The following is a 15,141-nucleotide window of genomic DNA, read 5'->3' as shown; positions in this document are numbered from 1 at the left end:
CCTCTTACTCTTCAGCCACTGCCACTTCGGCAAAATATTTGGCTTCCGGCGTGTACCAGATGGGCGAACTCCAGCCGCGCTCTTGAATAGATACCGGCAGATCCGCGCGAGGTTTGCGTCCCAGTGCTTGGGCGTCGTAGGTGGACCAGCGTGGGGTCGGGATTTCCAGCACGCGCAGGTAGTAGAAGGCATGTTGCTCCGGCTTGAAGGTTTCATCCCGCCATACTGCAGCCAGCTGGCTGTCACCGATCTCGTTGGTGTACGTCGCGGTTTGCGGATCCACGGTATTGCCTACCGGAGGCACCTTGCCGTCATCACCGACGGTGCGGCCATCGGACAGGGCCACATCGAAAATGGCTTCGTGCTGCTCACCATTTTCAATCCAGCCCTTGACCACCTGGATCCGATCCAGATTTGCCCCCGCACTGTCTTTCATCGCACTGATCAGGAAAACCGGTGTTTTTCCGCCTTCCGATGCCGGCAGCTCGCCGCCCATCGGCACTCCCCTGCGGTAGGCCTGCTCCACCCAGTCACTGCTCTCCGGGGTGGTTTCATCAAAATCCCAGCCACCAAAGAAGCGCAGCTTCATCCGTGTGCCGGAAGTAGCGTAGGTTTCCTTGCGCATCAGCGCGGCGTAAATGGCTTCGCGGGTATTTTCCTGTGCCCATACTGCGGCGAGGCCGCCGGAACTGAATTCCCGCACACGGCGGTTATTGACCTCGTCACCGGGCAGCGGGCCATCAAGCCGTTTCTTCGGTGAGCCTTCAAAACCGAATTTACCGGTATGGTTGTCTTCCTCTACCGAGGCCGCGGCATTGTGGGTATCGGAATCGCCGATCAGGCCAAACTGGTAGGGGTTGGGCCGGCCTTCTGCCGCCATGGACAGGCCATCGAGGTAGGCTTGGCGAGCATAACCGCCCTTTTTGTTTTCCGGTACCGCCGCGACGCTCGCAGCCAACAGGTAATCCCAGAGTTCAAAACCGGCAAACTCGTCGTTGGGCGAGAGCGACGGGTGAGTCTCGGAAGTGCCTTTGATCTGGCTCACTTCGTACAGCGGCTCGTTGGCGATACGTGCCTCGATATATTCCGCCGACAGCGGCTCACCGTCTGCAGTGGCCGTTGGGAACATCAGGCCATCGCTGGCATTGCCGTTGTGGGTAATCGCCAGCAATGTCGCGCCGTTTTCACGGGCGCGATCCATATACTTCCACAGGTCCTGCGGATCTTCCGATTCGTTGGTACTGAAGGGCAAGTCGGGCACGCCTGCAGACGACTCAAACACCACTACGCGATGCAGGTTGCGCATAGCCGGAGTTGAAGTCCATTCGAACGCGGGGAAGGTCGTGAACTTGCCCGGCTCGTAATATTCATCAGCGGTACGCACCACTTCCTGCCAGATCGGCTTCATGATGGCCGGATCGGCCAGCGCCGGGTCGGCCATCCCGGGGGACATAGTGTCCAGCACCCGCGCATAGGCATCGAACGCGACTTTTTTGTCTTTAGAGAGAATTTCTTTGGCGATGGGCAATTGGCTGGCTGGGTTGTCCGGGTCCTGCATTTTTTTGAATACGCCCAGATATTCGGAGTGATCGGACACCGCATAAAAATCCAATGGCCGCTTGATCTGTATAACACCGGCGGCAGCCGCCGCGGGAATGGCCTCACCTTTGGCCCAGCGGTAGGCATCCGCCGGCGTGGTGTTGGCGCCATTGGTCAGGGCGTCGAAAGAATAACTGGTATGGACGTGGAAATTTCCGAAATAGACATGTTCCGCAATAGCCCCATCCTGTTCGGTGCCATTTGCCACTGCCAGTACCTTGTCATCCACGCTTGGTGCCGACTGCACAACGGCCACTTCTGCCGCTGCTGCATCCTGCTTATCATTTGCCACCTGTTCGCCGCAGCCAACGAGGCCAAGGGCCAGAAGGCATGCACCAGAAATATGTCGCATCCGCTTTCTCTCGATTTTTATTATTGAATGGATTGTTTACTGAAATCGCCGAAAAATACTGTCTATGGAAAATTGCGACCGGACCGCTCCCGGTACAGCCGCAATGGCCAGGGGCGAGGACAATACCTCGAACCGTTACCGCATCACTCGTCGGAATAGCCTGCAACCGAGACCGGCTTGATATAACGGGGAACGATGCCCTGGGCCTTGGCCGCTTCGCGGATCATCATCTCAATCCAGCCCGCATCCATCACATTCATAAACTCATCGTTTTCATGAAAGTTGATATTGGCTCCGGTCACCATCATGAAAGTATCGGTGACTTCGGTATTGGTTTCCGGCACATGGAACTGGTGGATGGAACCGCCCGGCTCATACAGGTAGCTGCCCGCAGTCTGCGGCTGTTCCGGATATTCCACGTAGTGCCAGCTGCCAGTCATGGTATACAGGTGCACAGCGCCGGTGTGGAAATGCTTGGGCAGGGTTACGCCCGGCTCAAACAGCGCCCGCAGAACCCAGACCCCATTTTCAGGGTCCAGGAAGCAGGGGTAAACGTGGACACCGGGCAGCACGTCGCGGATCAGTGGCAGTTTGCTGGTGTCCAGGGTCAGCAGGGAATCCGTCGGGTGGATGGGCATTGGCAATACCATATTCGTTTCCTCTCTCTGATTATTTCGCTCTGATTATTTCGCTTTGATTAATTCACTTTGATTGTGCTTGGTGTGTGCTTGCACTACTTCTTGTGCACAGGCCTGACGAATTTCCTGTATGGCTTCATCCAGGCAAACGTTCGGCTGGTAGCCGAGCATCCGCTGCGCTTTGCTCGCATCAAAAATGCTCTCAACACCGGTAAGTCGGTATGCAAGACGGGTTACAGGCGGCGCTTTCCTGAGGCCAAACAGTTTGCCGACAAACTCCATTACCGGCGCCAGCACCCGCGCCAGAAAGTTGGGGATACTCTTCGCCGCGGGCAGCGCAAGTGCCTGCGACAGTGCATCGAGGTACTGCTTCCAGGTAACACCCTGACCATCGGAGATCACAAAAACTTCCCCGTTGTCGATGCCCTTTGTCGTGCCCGCAAGTGTTAGCGCTTTTACCAGGTTGCGTACGTGCACCAATCCCGCATCCCATTCGCCACTGCCCATCAATGATGGTTTTTTCTCGGCGAGAAATTCACGGAAGCGATTCACCCACACACTGCCAACACCATACACATTGGCCGGGCGGATGATCACTGCACGCAATCCGTGCTCGCGCACCGCTTGCAGGGTCACATCCTCCTGCTGTTGTTTGGCATATTCGTAGCTCGACGCCGGCAAACCCCGCGGCGTCGACTCGTCCAGTCTGCCACTGCCCAGGGCGCTGGCGAATGCCGCAATGCTGGTGGTCACCACGAAGCGGGCATCCCACTTCAGTGCCAGTAAAATTGCCTGCTCGGTGCCACGCACGGTGATGTCCACATGTTCCTGGCGCGAGCCCCAGTCACTCACCACCGCTGCCAGATGGAAAATCGTGTCCACCTCGCCAATGTCATCGATCCGGTCTTCCAACTGGCGCACATCACCGGTGACCGTGCGCACACGTCCCCCCCATGTGTGTGGAACCGGCTCGCCGGGCAGCATCAATGCGGTGACGTTGCACCCCTGCTCCAGTAACTCTGCCACCAGGTGGCGGCCGATAAAGCCGCCGGCACCAGTAACAAATACATTGTTCATAGAGAATTCCCCACGTTATTCCGCATGCTCAAGCGCGCCGGAACGCCACGGCTCAATAATTACCTTGATATGGGAGTTGGGTTGCATCAGGGTGTCAAAAGCTGCGGGCACACCGTCGATACCGACTGTACCCGTCCACAACGGCTTCCAGTTCACCTGCCCCTTGGCAATGCGGTCCAGGCACTCGGCGAATTCTTCCGGCGTGTAGTAGTAGGTAAAGCGGATGTCCATCTCCTTCACCAATGCATAGGCGAAGTTCACCGGGGTTTCCGTAGTATGTACACCGGTCACAACCAGGCAGGATTTCGCCGGTGCTCGCTGGATAAAACTGGTAAGCAATGTGTGAATGCCGACGCATTCAAAAATCACCACGCGGTTCTCACCCGCCAGTGTTGCGGCCTTCACCACTTCGTCTTCCTGGGTGGGATCCACAGCTTCGGTTGCACCGAACTCCATTGCCATGGCGCGACTCGACGCCTGTGGATCCGAGGCAATAATGTGGCGCACACCGCGCAGGCGCAGTGCCGCGATGACCGCGAGCCCGATAGGGCCACAACCGGCCACCAGAGCAACGTCACCTTCAGCAATTTCCGAGCGGTTGACCGAGTGCAGGCCCACCGCCAGCGGTTCGGTAATGGCCGCGGCCTGCGGCGAAACCCCTTCCGGCAACGGCAGCATCAACGCCTCGTCCAGCAGGAAATATTCGGAATAGGCACCATTGACGCCAGGCGTCACACCAATGCCAGCACCGTTCTGCGACATCAGGATCGGTACGCTGGTCACCCGGCTGCCCACGGGCAATTCACTTTTGGTATTGGGGCCGTAGGCGACGATTTCCGCACTGTACTCATGCCCCAGCATGATGTCAGGGTTAACCTCGAGATCCGCAGGCATCAGCCCCATTTTTTTATACAGGTCGAAGACTTCATCGGAATGGCGCGTAAGGTGCAGGTCGGAACCGCAAATGCCGCAAGCGAGGGATTTCACCAGTACCTGGCCTGTGCCCGGTTGCGGGACATCAACAGTTTCCAATTGAATGCTGCCGTTGCGCAGCACCACTGATTGCATGGTTTGCATAATTTTTTCTCGCGTTATTTTTCTTTGGTGCGATCTCTAGCCTGACCAAGGTCCCAGGGGCACCTTGGTCAGTGACTGGTTAATCACCCAATGTGTAGGCGAACTTCACGGTCCAGGAGCGGCCCGCCAGCGGCATATAGTTATAAGCGCCGGCGAATAGCGGCACGTCGTTGATGTAGTTGAAGTGATCCCGGTCGGTGAGGTTTTTACCGGTGAGCGCAAGCTGCCAGCTTCCGTCTGTCGGCATAAAGATCAGGCCGGCATTCAGGAACGCCTTGCCCTGCTCCAGGCTGATCGGGTCCAGGTCATCAGAGCGGTAGGTATCGCTGTAGTAATTGACCGCCAGATTCGACTTCAACTCGTAATTACCGAGAGCGAGATAGTGACTGGCCGCGAGAGACGCGGTGGTTTCCGGGGCATTGGCCGCGGGGCGACCGGAGAGATCGTTGGTGCCCGCCGCCGCACAAAGCGCGTTGTTGTAACCCAAAGCCGCGCCCAATTGGCCGGCAATATCGCCCGCCGCACCCGCGGCCTGGAACAGCGCTTCGCGCTCGCCCAGGAACTGCGGACTGGTACAGGCCTGATTGGGGAACTTGTCGTAGGCAAAATCCAGCACGCCAAGCGCGCCGGACAAGGTCAGGTTGTCAGTGACCAGCCAGCGGCCATCGATTTCAATTCCCTGGGAGGTGGCCTCTGCCGCATTCTGTACTTCAAAGGTGGTATTACCGCTGAAGATCGCCGCCTGCAAATCTTCGAAGCGGGTCTGGAAGGCCGCCACGTTCAATTCCGCCGCACCACCAAGAAGGGTCGACTTGAGTCCGATTTCGAACGAGGTGGCCTTTTCTTCTTCGAAGCTCACATCTTCCGAGAAGGCACCGTTGCCGCGGGTCGGGCTGCGCATATAGAAGGAATTGAATCCGCCGGCCTTGAAGCCGGTGGAGACCGTGGCGTAGGTCATGACGCTGTCGTTGAGGTCGTACTGCAGGTTCACAGACCAGGTGGGGCTGTTTTCCTTGCGGGTCATACCCGGGTCACTCGGAGTAAAGGTGTGACTGGTGAACTCCCCTACTCCGGTAGCCACTGCATTAACCCAGGCCACATCGGAAGGTGTGGTATTGCGCTCGGCAAAGTCCACCGCATAGGTCGCTTTGGAAGCAGATTTCTCTTCGCTGGTGTAACGCAGGCCAAGGGTGGTGCGGAAATTGTCGGTAATATTCCAGGTGCCCTGGGCAAAGGCGCCCAGCGTATCCGTCTGCTGATCCAGACGCGCATAGCGCCCCACACCATCGGGAACACCGTCAAATGCAGCGGCAGTGCCACAGGCATTGACCAGGCCCGCGGGGCCACCGAGACCGATCACGCCAACCCCAGTCGCTACTGCATCGCCAGCAACGTAAATGGATCCCAGGTCGCCGCCCATGGCGCCCACGCCCGCGGCGCAGCCGCCGTAAAGCACCTGCTGCAGAACCGGGATATTGAACAGCGACAGGCCATCTACGGTCATGTCCTGCTTCTGCCAGTAGAGCCCGGTCATATATTCGAAGTTATCCCCAACGCTCGCATTGAAGCGCACTTCCAGACTGCTCTGGGAAAAGTCTTCGGTATCGTCAAACCGCAGCCCGTCCAGCGGGGAGTAGTCTGCGTCCAGGTAGCGTTCGTAATCGTAAGCGGAGTGGCCGGCAACAATGTTCAGCGTGCCGGATTCAAACTCCGTTTCACTCATGACAGTGAACTCGTTGTGGCTACCGGTCATTTGCTGCGTAGAGCCAAAGTCCAGTACGGGATTCGTGTTGCCCATACTGGTGACGTCGGTACCCTCAATAGCACCCAGCGCCGCCAATGGTCCAGCCTCCCTCGTAGCATGGGGGAAGGCGCCCATATCGAAGTCCGCGCTTTCCGCGATCGCGGTAATCACCGTGCGGTCAGAAACATCCCACTCCAGTGTCGCGCGTCCCATGAACTCGTCACTGCGGGGATCATGGGTATCGTAGAACTCATTGTGCACCCAGCCCTTGTCCATCTCGCGGGAGAGAAGAACCAGGCGGCCGCGTACGCCGTCCGCAAGTTCGCCAGACACCATGCCCTCAAGCTCGGTCTGTTCAAACTCCGGGGTGTAACCGGCACTCAGTTTCGCGATGAAGTCTTCCGTGGGGCGCGCACTGGTGATATTCAATGCGCCAGCCACGGTGTTTTTTCCAAAGAGGATACTCTGGGGGCCGCGCAGTACTTCTACGCGCTCGACATCCACGAACGAGAAACGGGACTGAGCCGCGCGGCCGCGGTAAATACCGTTGACGAAGGTACCCACGGACTGCTCAAACCCGGCCTGTTCACCGGACTGCATGCCACGGATATTGATCTTGTCGGAAATGGAACTCTTGGTAACCGACATATTGGGAATGTATGCGGAGAAATCCTCGAAGCGCTCGATACCCGCCTCCTGAATGGACTCTCCGGTCATAGCCGAAACCGATAGCGGCACATCCTGCAGGGACTGCTCCCGCTTCTGTGCCGTTACCGTGACGTTTTCCAGAACGCGACCATTATTGTCACGTTCGTCACTTTCCACATTGGTCTGCGCCAGTGCGGGCATATGGATCAGGGTAAAAATCAGACTACTGAGAATGGTACGTTTTGTATTGAGAGGTGACTGAATCATCGCTAGGCGTCCTCGTTTAGCGTTATTTTTATAAGTGTCGGGTCTCGCCGGCCTGGTGCCGGTCTTGCCCATCTGCTACTACAGGAACATTGCCGAGATTAATGGAGGCCGGGGCAACCGGTTTGATTTTTTGAGACACCCGCTTTGCAAAATGGGACAGTGGGGATAAGCTCATTACCCGTGGCACCAGAGTTGTGCCACGATGCTGTGACAAAACAGGTGGAAAGCGGCGACAGACCGCAGACATAGCGAAGAATAAAAATAATCAAGCGATGAGAGAGACGAGCATGACTGAATTTGTCAGGGCTGGGTCCCTCAATGGATATGACGAGCTCGCACGAAAAATGGGTGCCAACCCGGTGCAGCTGCAGAAAGCCGTTGGGCTCCCCTCCAGCCAATTGCGCGATCCAGACAACCTGATCCCCTATGAAAAGCTCGGCCAGTTGCTGGAGCTCAGCGCCCGGGAAATCGGCTGCGAAACGTTCGGCTTGCGGCTAGGCAGCAGCCAGGGGCTGCGTATGCTTGGCCTTTTCGGTGCCTACATGTCCCGGCAAGCCACCATTGCCAGTGCGCTGGTGGTGGGTGGCAAACACACGCACCTGCACGCGCAGGGTGCAATACTCACCATGGAGCCCACAAAAACCGGCGAAACCGAGCTCAAGCTGGATATCCTGATTGCTCAGACCGGCCGCTTCCCACAACTGATGGCCCTGAGTATCGGGCTGGTTTATCAGATGGTCCGGGATATGGCCGGCCACCAATGGCATTCAAGCCGGGTATTCTTTCGCCACTCCCCACCAGAACATGGCAAAGACCTGTACGCGCAGCTGTTCTCCTGCCCGGTGGAATTCAATGCGGAGCACGATGGTTTTTATATTGACCGCGAAACCCTCGGTAAAAAACCCCGTGCGCTGGAAGGGCTGGTCAACGAAATCATTTTCAATCAGTTCGAGCAACTGAAAACCAATGCCGACATTGACCTGACGCCACTGGTGAAACACGCCATTCTCGGTCTTTTACCGACTGGAGACTGCTGTAAAACCAATGTCGCACTGTGTCTGGGCATGCACCCGAAAAAACTCCAACGCGCACTGGAATCGTCCAACACCAGCTTTCGCCTGCTGCTGGAAGAAACCCGCAAGGAAGTCGCGGAAACGGCGGTATTCAAAAGCAGCATGTCGCTCACCAGCATTGCACTAAACCTGGGCTATGCCGACCTGGCCGTTTTCAGCCGCAGTTTCCGGCGCTGGTTCGGACTCGCGCCATCAATGGTTGATGGGCGTCGCCAGTGCAGAGACTTCTGCTAGCGTGCAACGCTATCTATTTTTTTCTTTTTAATAGGGTCATTTATTCGCCAGGGCGTAACCGTAATTAAACAATCCCCGATAAGAAAAATTACGATTACGCCTCCTTCTTTTATTTCAAATTTCAATATCCAACCATCTGCCCGCTAGGAAAACATTCTGCGGATCTCCCTATTTTTAGTCCTCACTCGGCGCAAATTTCCAAGTCCCTGGATTTCCTCAGCTATGCTGAAAAACATCACCGATAGTGAAATCCCTTACCCAATAGAGGAGGACATCCTTTGGGCAGTTTACGTAAGCGATTTGCTTCCATGGCGCTGCTGGTCGGGCTCGGTACCGCCGCAGCAGTACAGGCCGCCGAGAAACCCAACATTCTCGCCATTATGGTGGATGACGTGGCGTCGATATCACTCAGCGCTTACTCCCACGGCATGACCTACCCCACCCCGAATATCGATCGCATTGCAAAAGAGGGCGCGCTGTTTACCGACCACTATGCACAACCCAGCTGTACCGCCGGGCGCGCGGCGTTCTTTCTCGGCCAGTTGCCGGTGCGCTCGGGTTTGGCCACGGTCGGGCAGCCGGGCAATCCTCTGGGTATCGATGAAAAGGATCCAACCCTGGCGGAATTCCTGAAGGCCCAGGGCTATATGACCGCCCAGTACGGGAAAAACCATCTCGGTGATCTGGATCAGCACCTGCCCACCAAACACGGGTTTGATGAGTTTTACGGTAACCTCTATCACCTGAACGTGTCCGAGGAGCCCGAGCAGGAGGACTATCCGAAAGATCCCGAGTTCAAAAAGAAATTCGGCCCGCGCGGGGTGATCGAGTCCTATGCCGATGGCCGCGTCAAGGATACCGGCCCACTGACCCGCAAGCGCATGGAAACCTTCGACGAAGAAATTCTGGAGCGCAGCCTGAACTTTATGGAGAAGGCTAAAAAAGCCGGCAAGCCGTTTTTCATCTGGCACAATACCAGCCGCATGCACGTGTATATTCACCTCAAAGCGGAAAGCCGTCACCTGGCCACAAAAATCAGCTCTGAAGATGACCTCTTCGGCAGTGGCCTGATCGAGCACGACGCTCAGGTCGGCAAGCTGCTGGACAAGCTGGACGAGCTGGGAATCGCCGATAACACCATCGTCATCTACACCACCGACAACGGTCCGGAGCAAAGTTCATGGCCGGACGCCGGCACCACCGGATTCCGCGGTGAAAAAATGACGACCTGGGAAGGCGGCGTGCGTGTACCCTTCCTGGTGCGCTGGCCCGGCCATATTCCCGCTGGTCTGGAGCTGAACGGTATTTCATCTCACGAAGATGTGTTCCCCACCATTGCCGCGGCACTGGGAGAACCTAAACTGCGCGAAAAACTGATGAAATCCGACAAGGTCTATATCGACGGTGAAAACAACCTCGCTTACTGGACGGGGAAAAGCAAGGAATCTGCGCGTAACAAGATCTTCTACTACTACGAATCACAGCTGACCGCACTGCGCGTGGGCCCGTGGAAAATGCACTTCGCCACCAAGCCTGATGGTCTCTATTACGGCGACCTGGTCTTTCACACCATGCCCAAGCTGTTCAACCTGCGCAAAGACCCCCTGGAGCACTACGACGGTGTCACCGGCTTCCATCAGATCATGCGCAAAAGCTGGGTATTCCAGCCGGCGATCAGGATCCTGAATGAGCATCTGGCCACCTTCAAAAAATTCCCACCGCGCCATAAATCTGCATCGCTGAATATCAACAAGGCGATCGAGGCGGCGATGCAGACACAGGAAAACCATTAACAAGCCCCTTCCGTCAAAACTAAAAAGCGCGGCCTGACGGCCGCGCTTTTTTATTGAGACACCCAACAACTACTGAAGCTGCTGCTGATATTGCTGCGCCGTTTCCTCGTTACCCAATTCGTGATGGATAGAAGCCAACGCAGAGAGAATCTGCCGGTCGCCAGGAAACCGTACCAGCGCCTGCTCAAGTTCCTTGATTGCCTCTTCCGGTTTTCCCTGTGAATTCAAACCGATGGCATACACGTAGACATAGTGCGACGGCGCCGTATCGCTGTGGGCTGCCGCGCGCAGAAATCCCAATGCTTCCGGCATTTTCTTCTGACGCACCAGAGACAGACCCAACGAATGCTCCACCGGAGTCTTGTCGAAAACTGTTGCCAGGGCATCACGCAACACCTGTTCACTGTCCTGTTCACGTCCAGTTGCGCGATACATGTCCGCCAGGTTGATGTACGCCGGGCTATAGCCGGGTTGCAGATCGATGGCATCGCGGAAGTACTTTTCCGACTTCGCCGGCTGCCCCTGCTGGAAATACATGCCTGCCAAATTGGCCAACGACTCCGGGCGGTCACTGTTGAAAATTTCCGAACGCTGGTAATTCGCCAGGCCGTTATTAAACTGCCGGCGCACCTCCTCGGGATACTGCTCCATCGGCGCGCCGGCCATGGCATTGGCCGCCAACGAATTGATGACCTTTTCATCCTCATACAGTAGCGGGATCGCCACCGCCGGGCGGATCCGCTCGGGTATATTTTCCAGTGCCTGCGCCAGTCCCAGATGTAAAAGCGCATCGTCGCCCTGGGCGATTACCTGCAAAATCTGCGCGCTGGTTTGGGACAAATACCTTGGCAGCAGTGACACCGCCGTGGCGCGCACGATTTCTGGCTGAGCCTCGTCCATGACCACATTCAGAAGTCGGGCTTCCGCATCCGGCAGGCCGTAGCGACCGGCAAACAGCGCCTCGCCATAATGAGGCTCCGGCTTGCCGAATTTCTCTTCCAGAACCTGCGCAGCCCAGCTCGCGGGCTGGTCCGTGTGGCAGCCGGTGCAGGCGTTGGGCGAGCCAATGGACATCGACAGATCCGGGCGTGGCACCCGGAAACTGTGGTCCCGACGCGCATCCACCTGCATATAGTTTTTTTCCGGCATATGGCAGCTCACGCATTGCGCGCCCTCGGTACCGGTTTTGTGCAAGTGGTGCTCTGCGGTATCGAACTTCTGCGGCAGGTGGCACTGCGCACAGAGTGCATTGCCCTCGGCACGTACTTTTGTGGTATGCGGGTTATGGCAGTTACTGCAGGTTACCCCGGCGCCATGCATCTTGCTCTGCAGGAACGAGCCATAGACATAGACTTCGTCATTGATCTGGCCATCCGCGTGATAGAGGCCGTCAGTGAGTAATGCCGGATTGAAATGGTCGAGGAACTTGCTCTGTGGGTGGGCACCGGGGAAGGCTGTACTGCGACGGGAATGGCACTGGGCGCAGGTCTGGATTTCTTTCTGTATTTCAACATTACCGCCGTTATTCACCAGTTGCGCGATACCCGTTTCCAGATTCATCTGCCAGGCACCCTTGAGGCGATCCCGGTAAGAAACTTCCAATCCCAGGTTTTCACCGTAGCCAGCTTTCTGATCTTCCGATGCACTGGCCCAGTCCACATGGCGTGATGCCGGGCCATGGCAGGCCTCGCAGCCCACATTGATTTCCGACCACTTGCTGGCGAAAGTTTTTGCGCTCGGGTCGTAATTTTTCTGGAAGTTGGTGGAATGGCAATCGGCGCACATGAAATTCCAGTTCTGGTTTAGTCCGGTCCAGTGCAGCGGATCGCCGGGTTTGATTTCTTCCTCCGGGTAAAGGTGGAACCAGCGCTGGCCGCCCGCTTCCTTACTGCGGGAATCCCAGGCAACCGACAGTGCCTGCAGCTTGTCGCCAGGCAGTTCGATAAGGTACTGCTGCAACGGCTCGATACCAAAGGTGTAGGCAACCGTGAAATCCTGAAGTTTTCCATCCGGTCCATCGGTACGGACGATGTACTTGTCGCCGCGCTTGGAAAAGCGTGAAACGGTGCCGAAATAATCAAACTCCGTATTGTCGAAGTTACCCACCACCGTCTCCGGTGTCGGCAGTTTCATCGCCATATCGTGGTGGGAATTCTGCCAGGACTGAAATTCCTCCGTGTGACAACCGGCACAGGTTTCCGAGCCCACGTATTCGCGTTTGGCCAATGCAGAGGATGGACTGCTGATCCTGGCGGATGCTTTTTGCGGCTCAGGTGCAGGCGTAACCTGATTCTTTTTTTCGGTCCCAGGATGGCTATCGACGGCTGAACGCTGTTTATCGCAACCGAGAATCGGTAGCGCGAGCAGCAGGATACACAACAGTTTGCGCATAAAGCTTCCAGGTATCGTTATTCATTTATTTTCGCTGGGCCAAACATGGCCCGTGAGAACCGGACAGTCTTTCAGTATAGCGGTGTGTCGTGACGTTACTCGCAACTCGAGTGTTACGAGTCGTTCAATTCGACAGCGACGGGTTTTCAGCCATAGTTCTGCTAGCGTTTAAAGAACTTATCCATTTAATTTCCCGAGGTTTTTCATGTCGGCACGGGAACAAATTGCGCAGCTGGAGGGCAATATAGGCCAGGCCATTATCGGCCAGCGTGATGTCATCCGCCGCCTGGTCATTGGCCTGCTGGCGAATGGCAACCTGCTGGTAGAGGGTCTGCCGGGCCTCGCAAAAACCCGCGCCATCAAGTCCATGGCGAAAAATCTGGAGGCGGATTTCAGTCGCATCCAGTTCACCCCGGATCTGTTGCCCGCCGATGTCACCGGTACCGATGTACTTTCCAAGGACGCATCCGGTTCAGAATTCCGCTTCCACCCCGGCCCCATTTTCGCCAACCTCGTGCTAGCGGATGAAATCAACCGCGCACCAGCCAAAGTGCAATCGGCGTTACTGGAGGCAATGGAAGAGCGGCAGGTAACGGTGGCCGGCAAGACCCATAAACTGCCAGCACTGTTTATGGTGATGGCCACCCAGAACCCCATCGAGCAGGAAGGTACTTATCCCCTGCCGGAAGCGCAGATGGACCGATTCCTGATGCATGTACTGATCACCTACCCGCCGGTAACCGACGAAGTGGACGTGATCAATCTGGTTCGCGGCGAGGAAGTGCTGGCGGCGGAAAGTGCTGGCGAGACGGACATAACGGTCGAACGCCCTAATGTGATACCGCAGCAGGCCATCTTCGACGCGCGCCGGGAAATCGCCACCATCCATGTGTCCGACGCCATGGTGCGCTATATGGCAGACCTTGTGGATGCCACCCGGCGGCCGGGAGAAATCTCCGACAGCCTCGGCCGCTGGATCGATATCGGCGTCAGCCCCCGCGGCTCCATTGCGCTGGATAAATGCAGCCGCACCAACGCCTGGCTGGAGGGGCGGGATTATGTGGACCCGCAGGATATTCAGGCCATTGCCCACGATGTTTTGCGCCACCGGCTCGGACTCACTTTTGAGGCCCAGGGCGAAGGGATCAGCGCCAATGGCGCCATCGACGAACTGCTGCGCAACGTCGCTCTTCCCTGAGCCTTAACCTGAGCCCCGGCCATGTTCAGACTCTACGACCGCTTCCGCAATCGCGCCCGCGGCAATGCCCTGCCCAAACAGGCGCAACGCACGGAGCAGGATCCGCGTATCCACGTGGATCTCGCCCACCTCCAATCCCTCGAAGCCAGCGCGCGCCAACTGCAGTTGTTGCCACGGCAGAAAGCACGCAGTGTGCTGAGCGGCCGACACGCGTCTTCGCTGCGCGGGCGCGGCCTTAACTTCGAGGAATTGCGCGAGTACTGGCCGTCGGACGATGTGCGCACCATCGACTGGAAGGTAACCGCGCGCACCGGCGAACCCCATGTGCGCGTGTATACCGAAGAGCGCGACCGTCCCGCGCTGATCGTGGTGGACCAGCGCATGTCCATGTTCTACGGCACCCGCCACGCGATGAAATCCGTCACCGCCGCAGAAGCGGCCGCACTGGCGGCTTTTGCCATTCTCGAACAGGACGACCGCGTAGGAGGCATCGTCGTCACTGATACCCAGTTGCTGCGCCAGCGCCCTCAGCGCAACCGCCGCGCTCTCACCCGTTTTCTCACCGAACTGGCCGGAGCCAATCAGGCATTAAATGCCGATGCCCCTGTGGCCGAACCCACGTCCCTCGACCAGGTATTGCAGGCCGTGGCAAATATCGCGCGCCGCGATCACCTGGTGTTGCTGATCAGTGATTTCGATGTGGTGGGCCCGGCCACCGAGCGGCTGCTGAGCGGCATCGCCCGCCACAACGATGTGATTCTGGTGCCGGTGGTCGACCCCAGTGCGGAAACAGTGCCGCGGTCGCTGGTAAGCGCGATTTCCGACGGCGATCTGCAGGCCACGCTCGATACCCGCAGCACCGACACCCAGGAAGCCATGGCGCAGTTCAACCGCCAGCGCCGCCAGATCATCCACGACTGGCACCTGCGCTACGGTATACCAATAGCGCAACTGTCCACCGGCGAAGATACCCTGCCGCAATTACAACGGCTGCTGGGATTGATGCCCCGCTCCGCGCGAATCGCCGAGCCACCGGGAAAGGACTGAGCA

The 15,141-nt window shown here is 57.3% G+C and carries 10 protein-coding genes; 4 read left to right on the top strand and 6 right to left on the bottom strand.

What is annotated here, in order from left to right; genetic code table 11:
* Window positions 1-4: 4 nt before the first annotated feature.
* The 5 genes from LC093_RS16700 to LC093_RS16680 all read right to left on the bottom strand — a co-directional run bounded on the left by LC093_RS16700 (window position 5) and on the right by LC093_RS16680 (window position 7,402).
* Window positions 5-1,951: a DUF3604 domain-containing protein gene (locus tag LC093_RS16700; RefSeq protein WP_226667581.1), complete on the bottom strand. Its 1,947-nt coding sequence runs from the start codon at window positions 1,949-1,951 to the stop codon at window positions 5-7.
* A 143-nt stretch (window positions 1,952-2,094) separates the two neighbouring features.
* The gene (locus LC093_RS16695; protein ID WP_226667579.1) at window positions 2,095-2,601 is read right to left on the bottom strand and encodes a 2,4'-dihydroxyacetophenone dioxygenase family protein; all 507 of its coding nucleotides are present in this window, start codon (window positions 2,599-2,601) and stop codon (window positions 2,095-2,097) included.
* A 33-nt stretch (window positions 2,602-2,634) separates the two neighbouring features.
* Window positions 2,635-3,666: an NAD-dependent epimerase/dehydratase family protein gene (locus LC093_RS16690; protein ID WP_226667577.1), complete on the bottom strand. Its 1,032-nt coding sequence runs from the start codon at window positions 3,664-3,666 to the stop codon at window positions 2,635-2,637.
* Between the two features lie 15 nt (window positions 3,667-3,681).
* Entirely contained in the window at window positions 3,682-4,743 is a 1,062-nt protein-coding gene (locus LC093_RS16685; RefSeq protein ID WP_226667575.1) for a zinc-binding dehydrogenase, read from the bottom strand.
* Between the two features lie 79 nt (window positions 4,744-4,822).
* Window positions 4,823-7,402 (bottom strand): TonB-dependent receptor, encoded by a 2,580-nt coding sequence (locus tag LC093_RS16680; RefSeq protein WP_226667573.1) that lies wholly within the window; start codon window positions 7,400-7,402, stop codon window positions 4,823-4,825.
* A 287-nt stretch (window positions 7,403-7,689) separates the two neighbouring features.
* Between LC093_RS16680 and LC093_RS16675 the strand changes: the two genes are divergently transcribed.
* On the top strand, window positions 7,690-8,709 hold the full coding sequence (locus LC093_RS16675) for an AraC family transcriptional regulator (RefSeq protein WP_226667571.1): 1,020 nt from the start codon (window positions 7,690-7,692) through the stop codon (window positions 8,707-8,709).
* Between the two features lie 278 nt (window positions 8,710-8,987).
* Window positions 8,988-10,502 carry an arylsulfatase gene (locus LC093_RS16670; RefSeq protein ID WP_319004943.1) on the top strand — a complete coding sequence of 505 codons (1,515 nt, stop codon included), beginning with the start codon at window positions 8,988-8,990 and terminating at the stop codon, window positions 10,500-10,502.
* Window positions 10,503-10,571: 69 nt separating this feature from the next.
* On the opposite strand, the gene LC093_RS16665 is transcribed toward LC093_RS16670, so the two are convergent.
* Window positions 10,572-12,893: a tetratricopeptide repeat protein gene (locus tag LC093_RS16665; RefSeq protein WP_226667570.1), complete on the bottom strand. Its 2,322-nt coding sequence runs from the start codon at window positions 12,891-12,893 to the stop codon at window positions 10,572-10,574.
* Between the two features lie 205 nt (window positions 12,894-13,098).
* On the opposite strand from LC093_RS16665, the gene LC093_RS16660 reads away from it, so the two are divergent.
* Both LC093_RS16660 and LC093_RS16655 read left to right on the top strand, forming a co-directional pair.
* Window positions 13,099-14,091 carry an AAA family ATPase gene (locus tag LC093_RS16660; RefSeq protein ID WP_226667569.1) on the top strand — a complete coding sequence of 331 codons (993 nt, stop codon included), beginning with the start codon at window positions 13,099-13,101 and terminating at the stop codon, window positions 14,089-14,091.
* 21 nt (window positions 14,092-14,112) lie between these two features.
* Window positions 14,113-15,138 carry a DUF58 domain-containing protein gene (locus tag LC093_RS16655; protein WP_226667568.1) on the top strand — a complete coding sequence of 342 codons (1,026 nt, stop codon included), beginning with the start codon at window positions 14,113-14,115 and terminating at the stop codon, window positions 15,136-15,138.
* The last annotated feature ends 3 nt before the right edge of the window (window positions 15,139-15,141 follow it).

Source organism: Microbulbifer aggregans (genome assembly GCF_020524005.1).
Taxonomy (GTDB): Bacteria; Pseudomonadota; Gammaproteobacteria; order Pseudomonadales; family Cellvibrionaceae; genus Microbulbifer; species Microbulbifer aggregans_A.
This window is presented reverse-complemented; position numbering and strand designations above follow the sequence as displayed.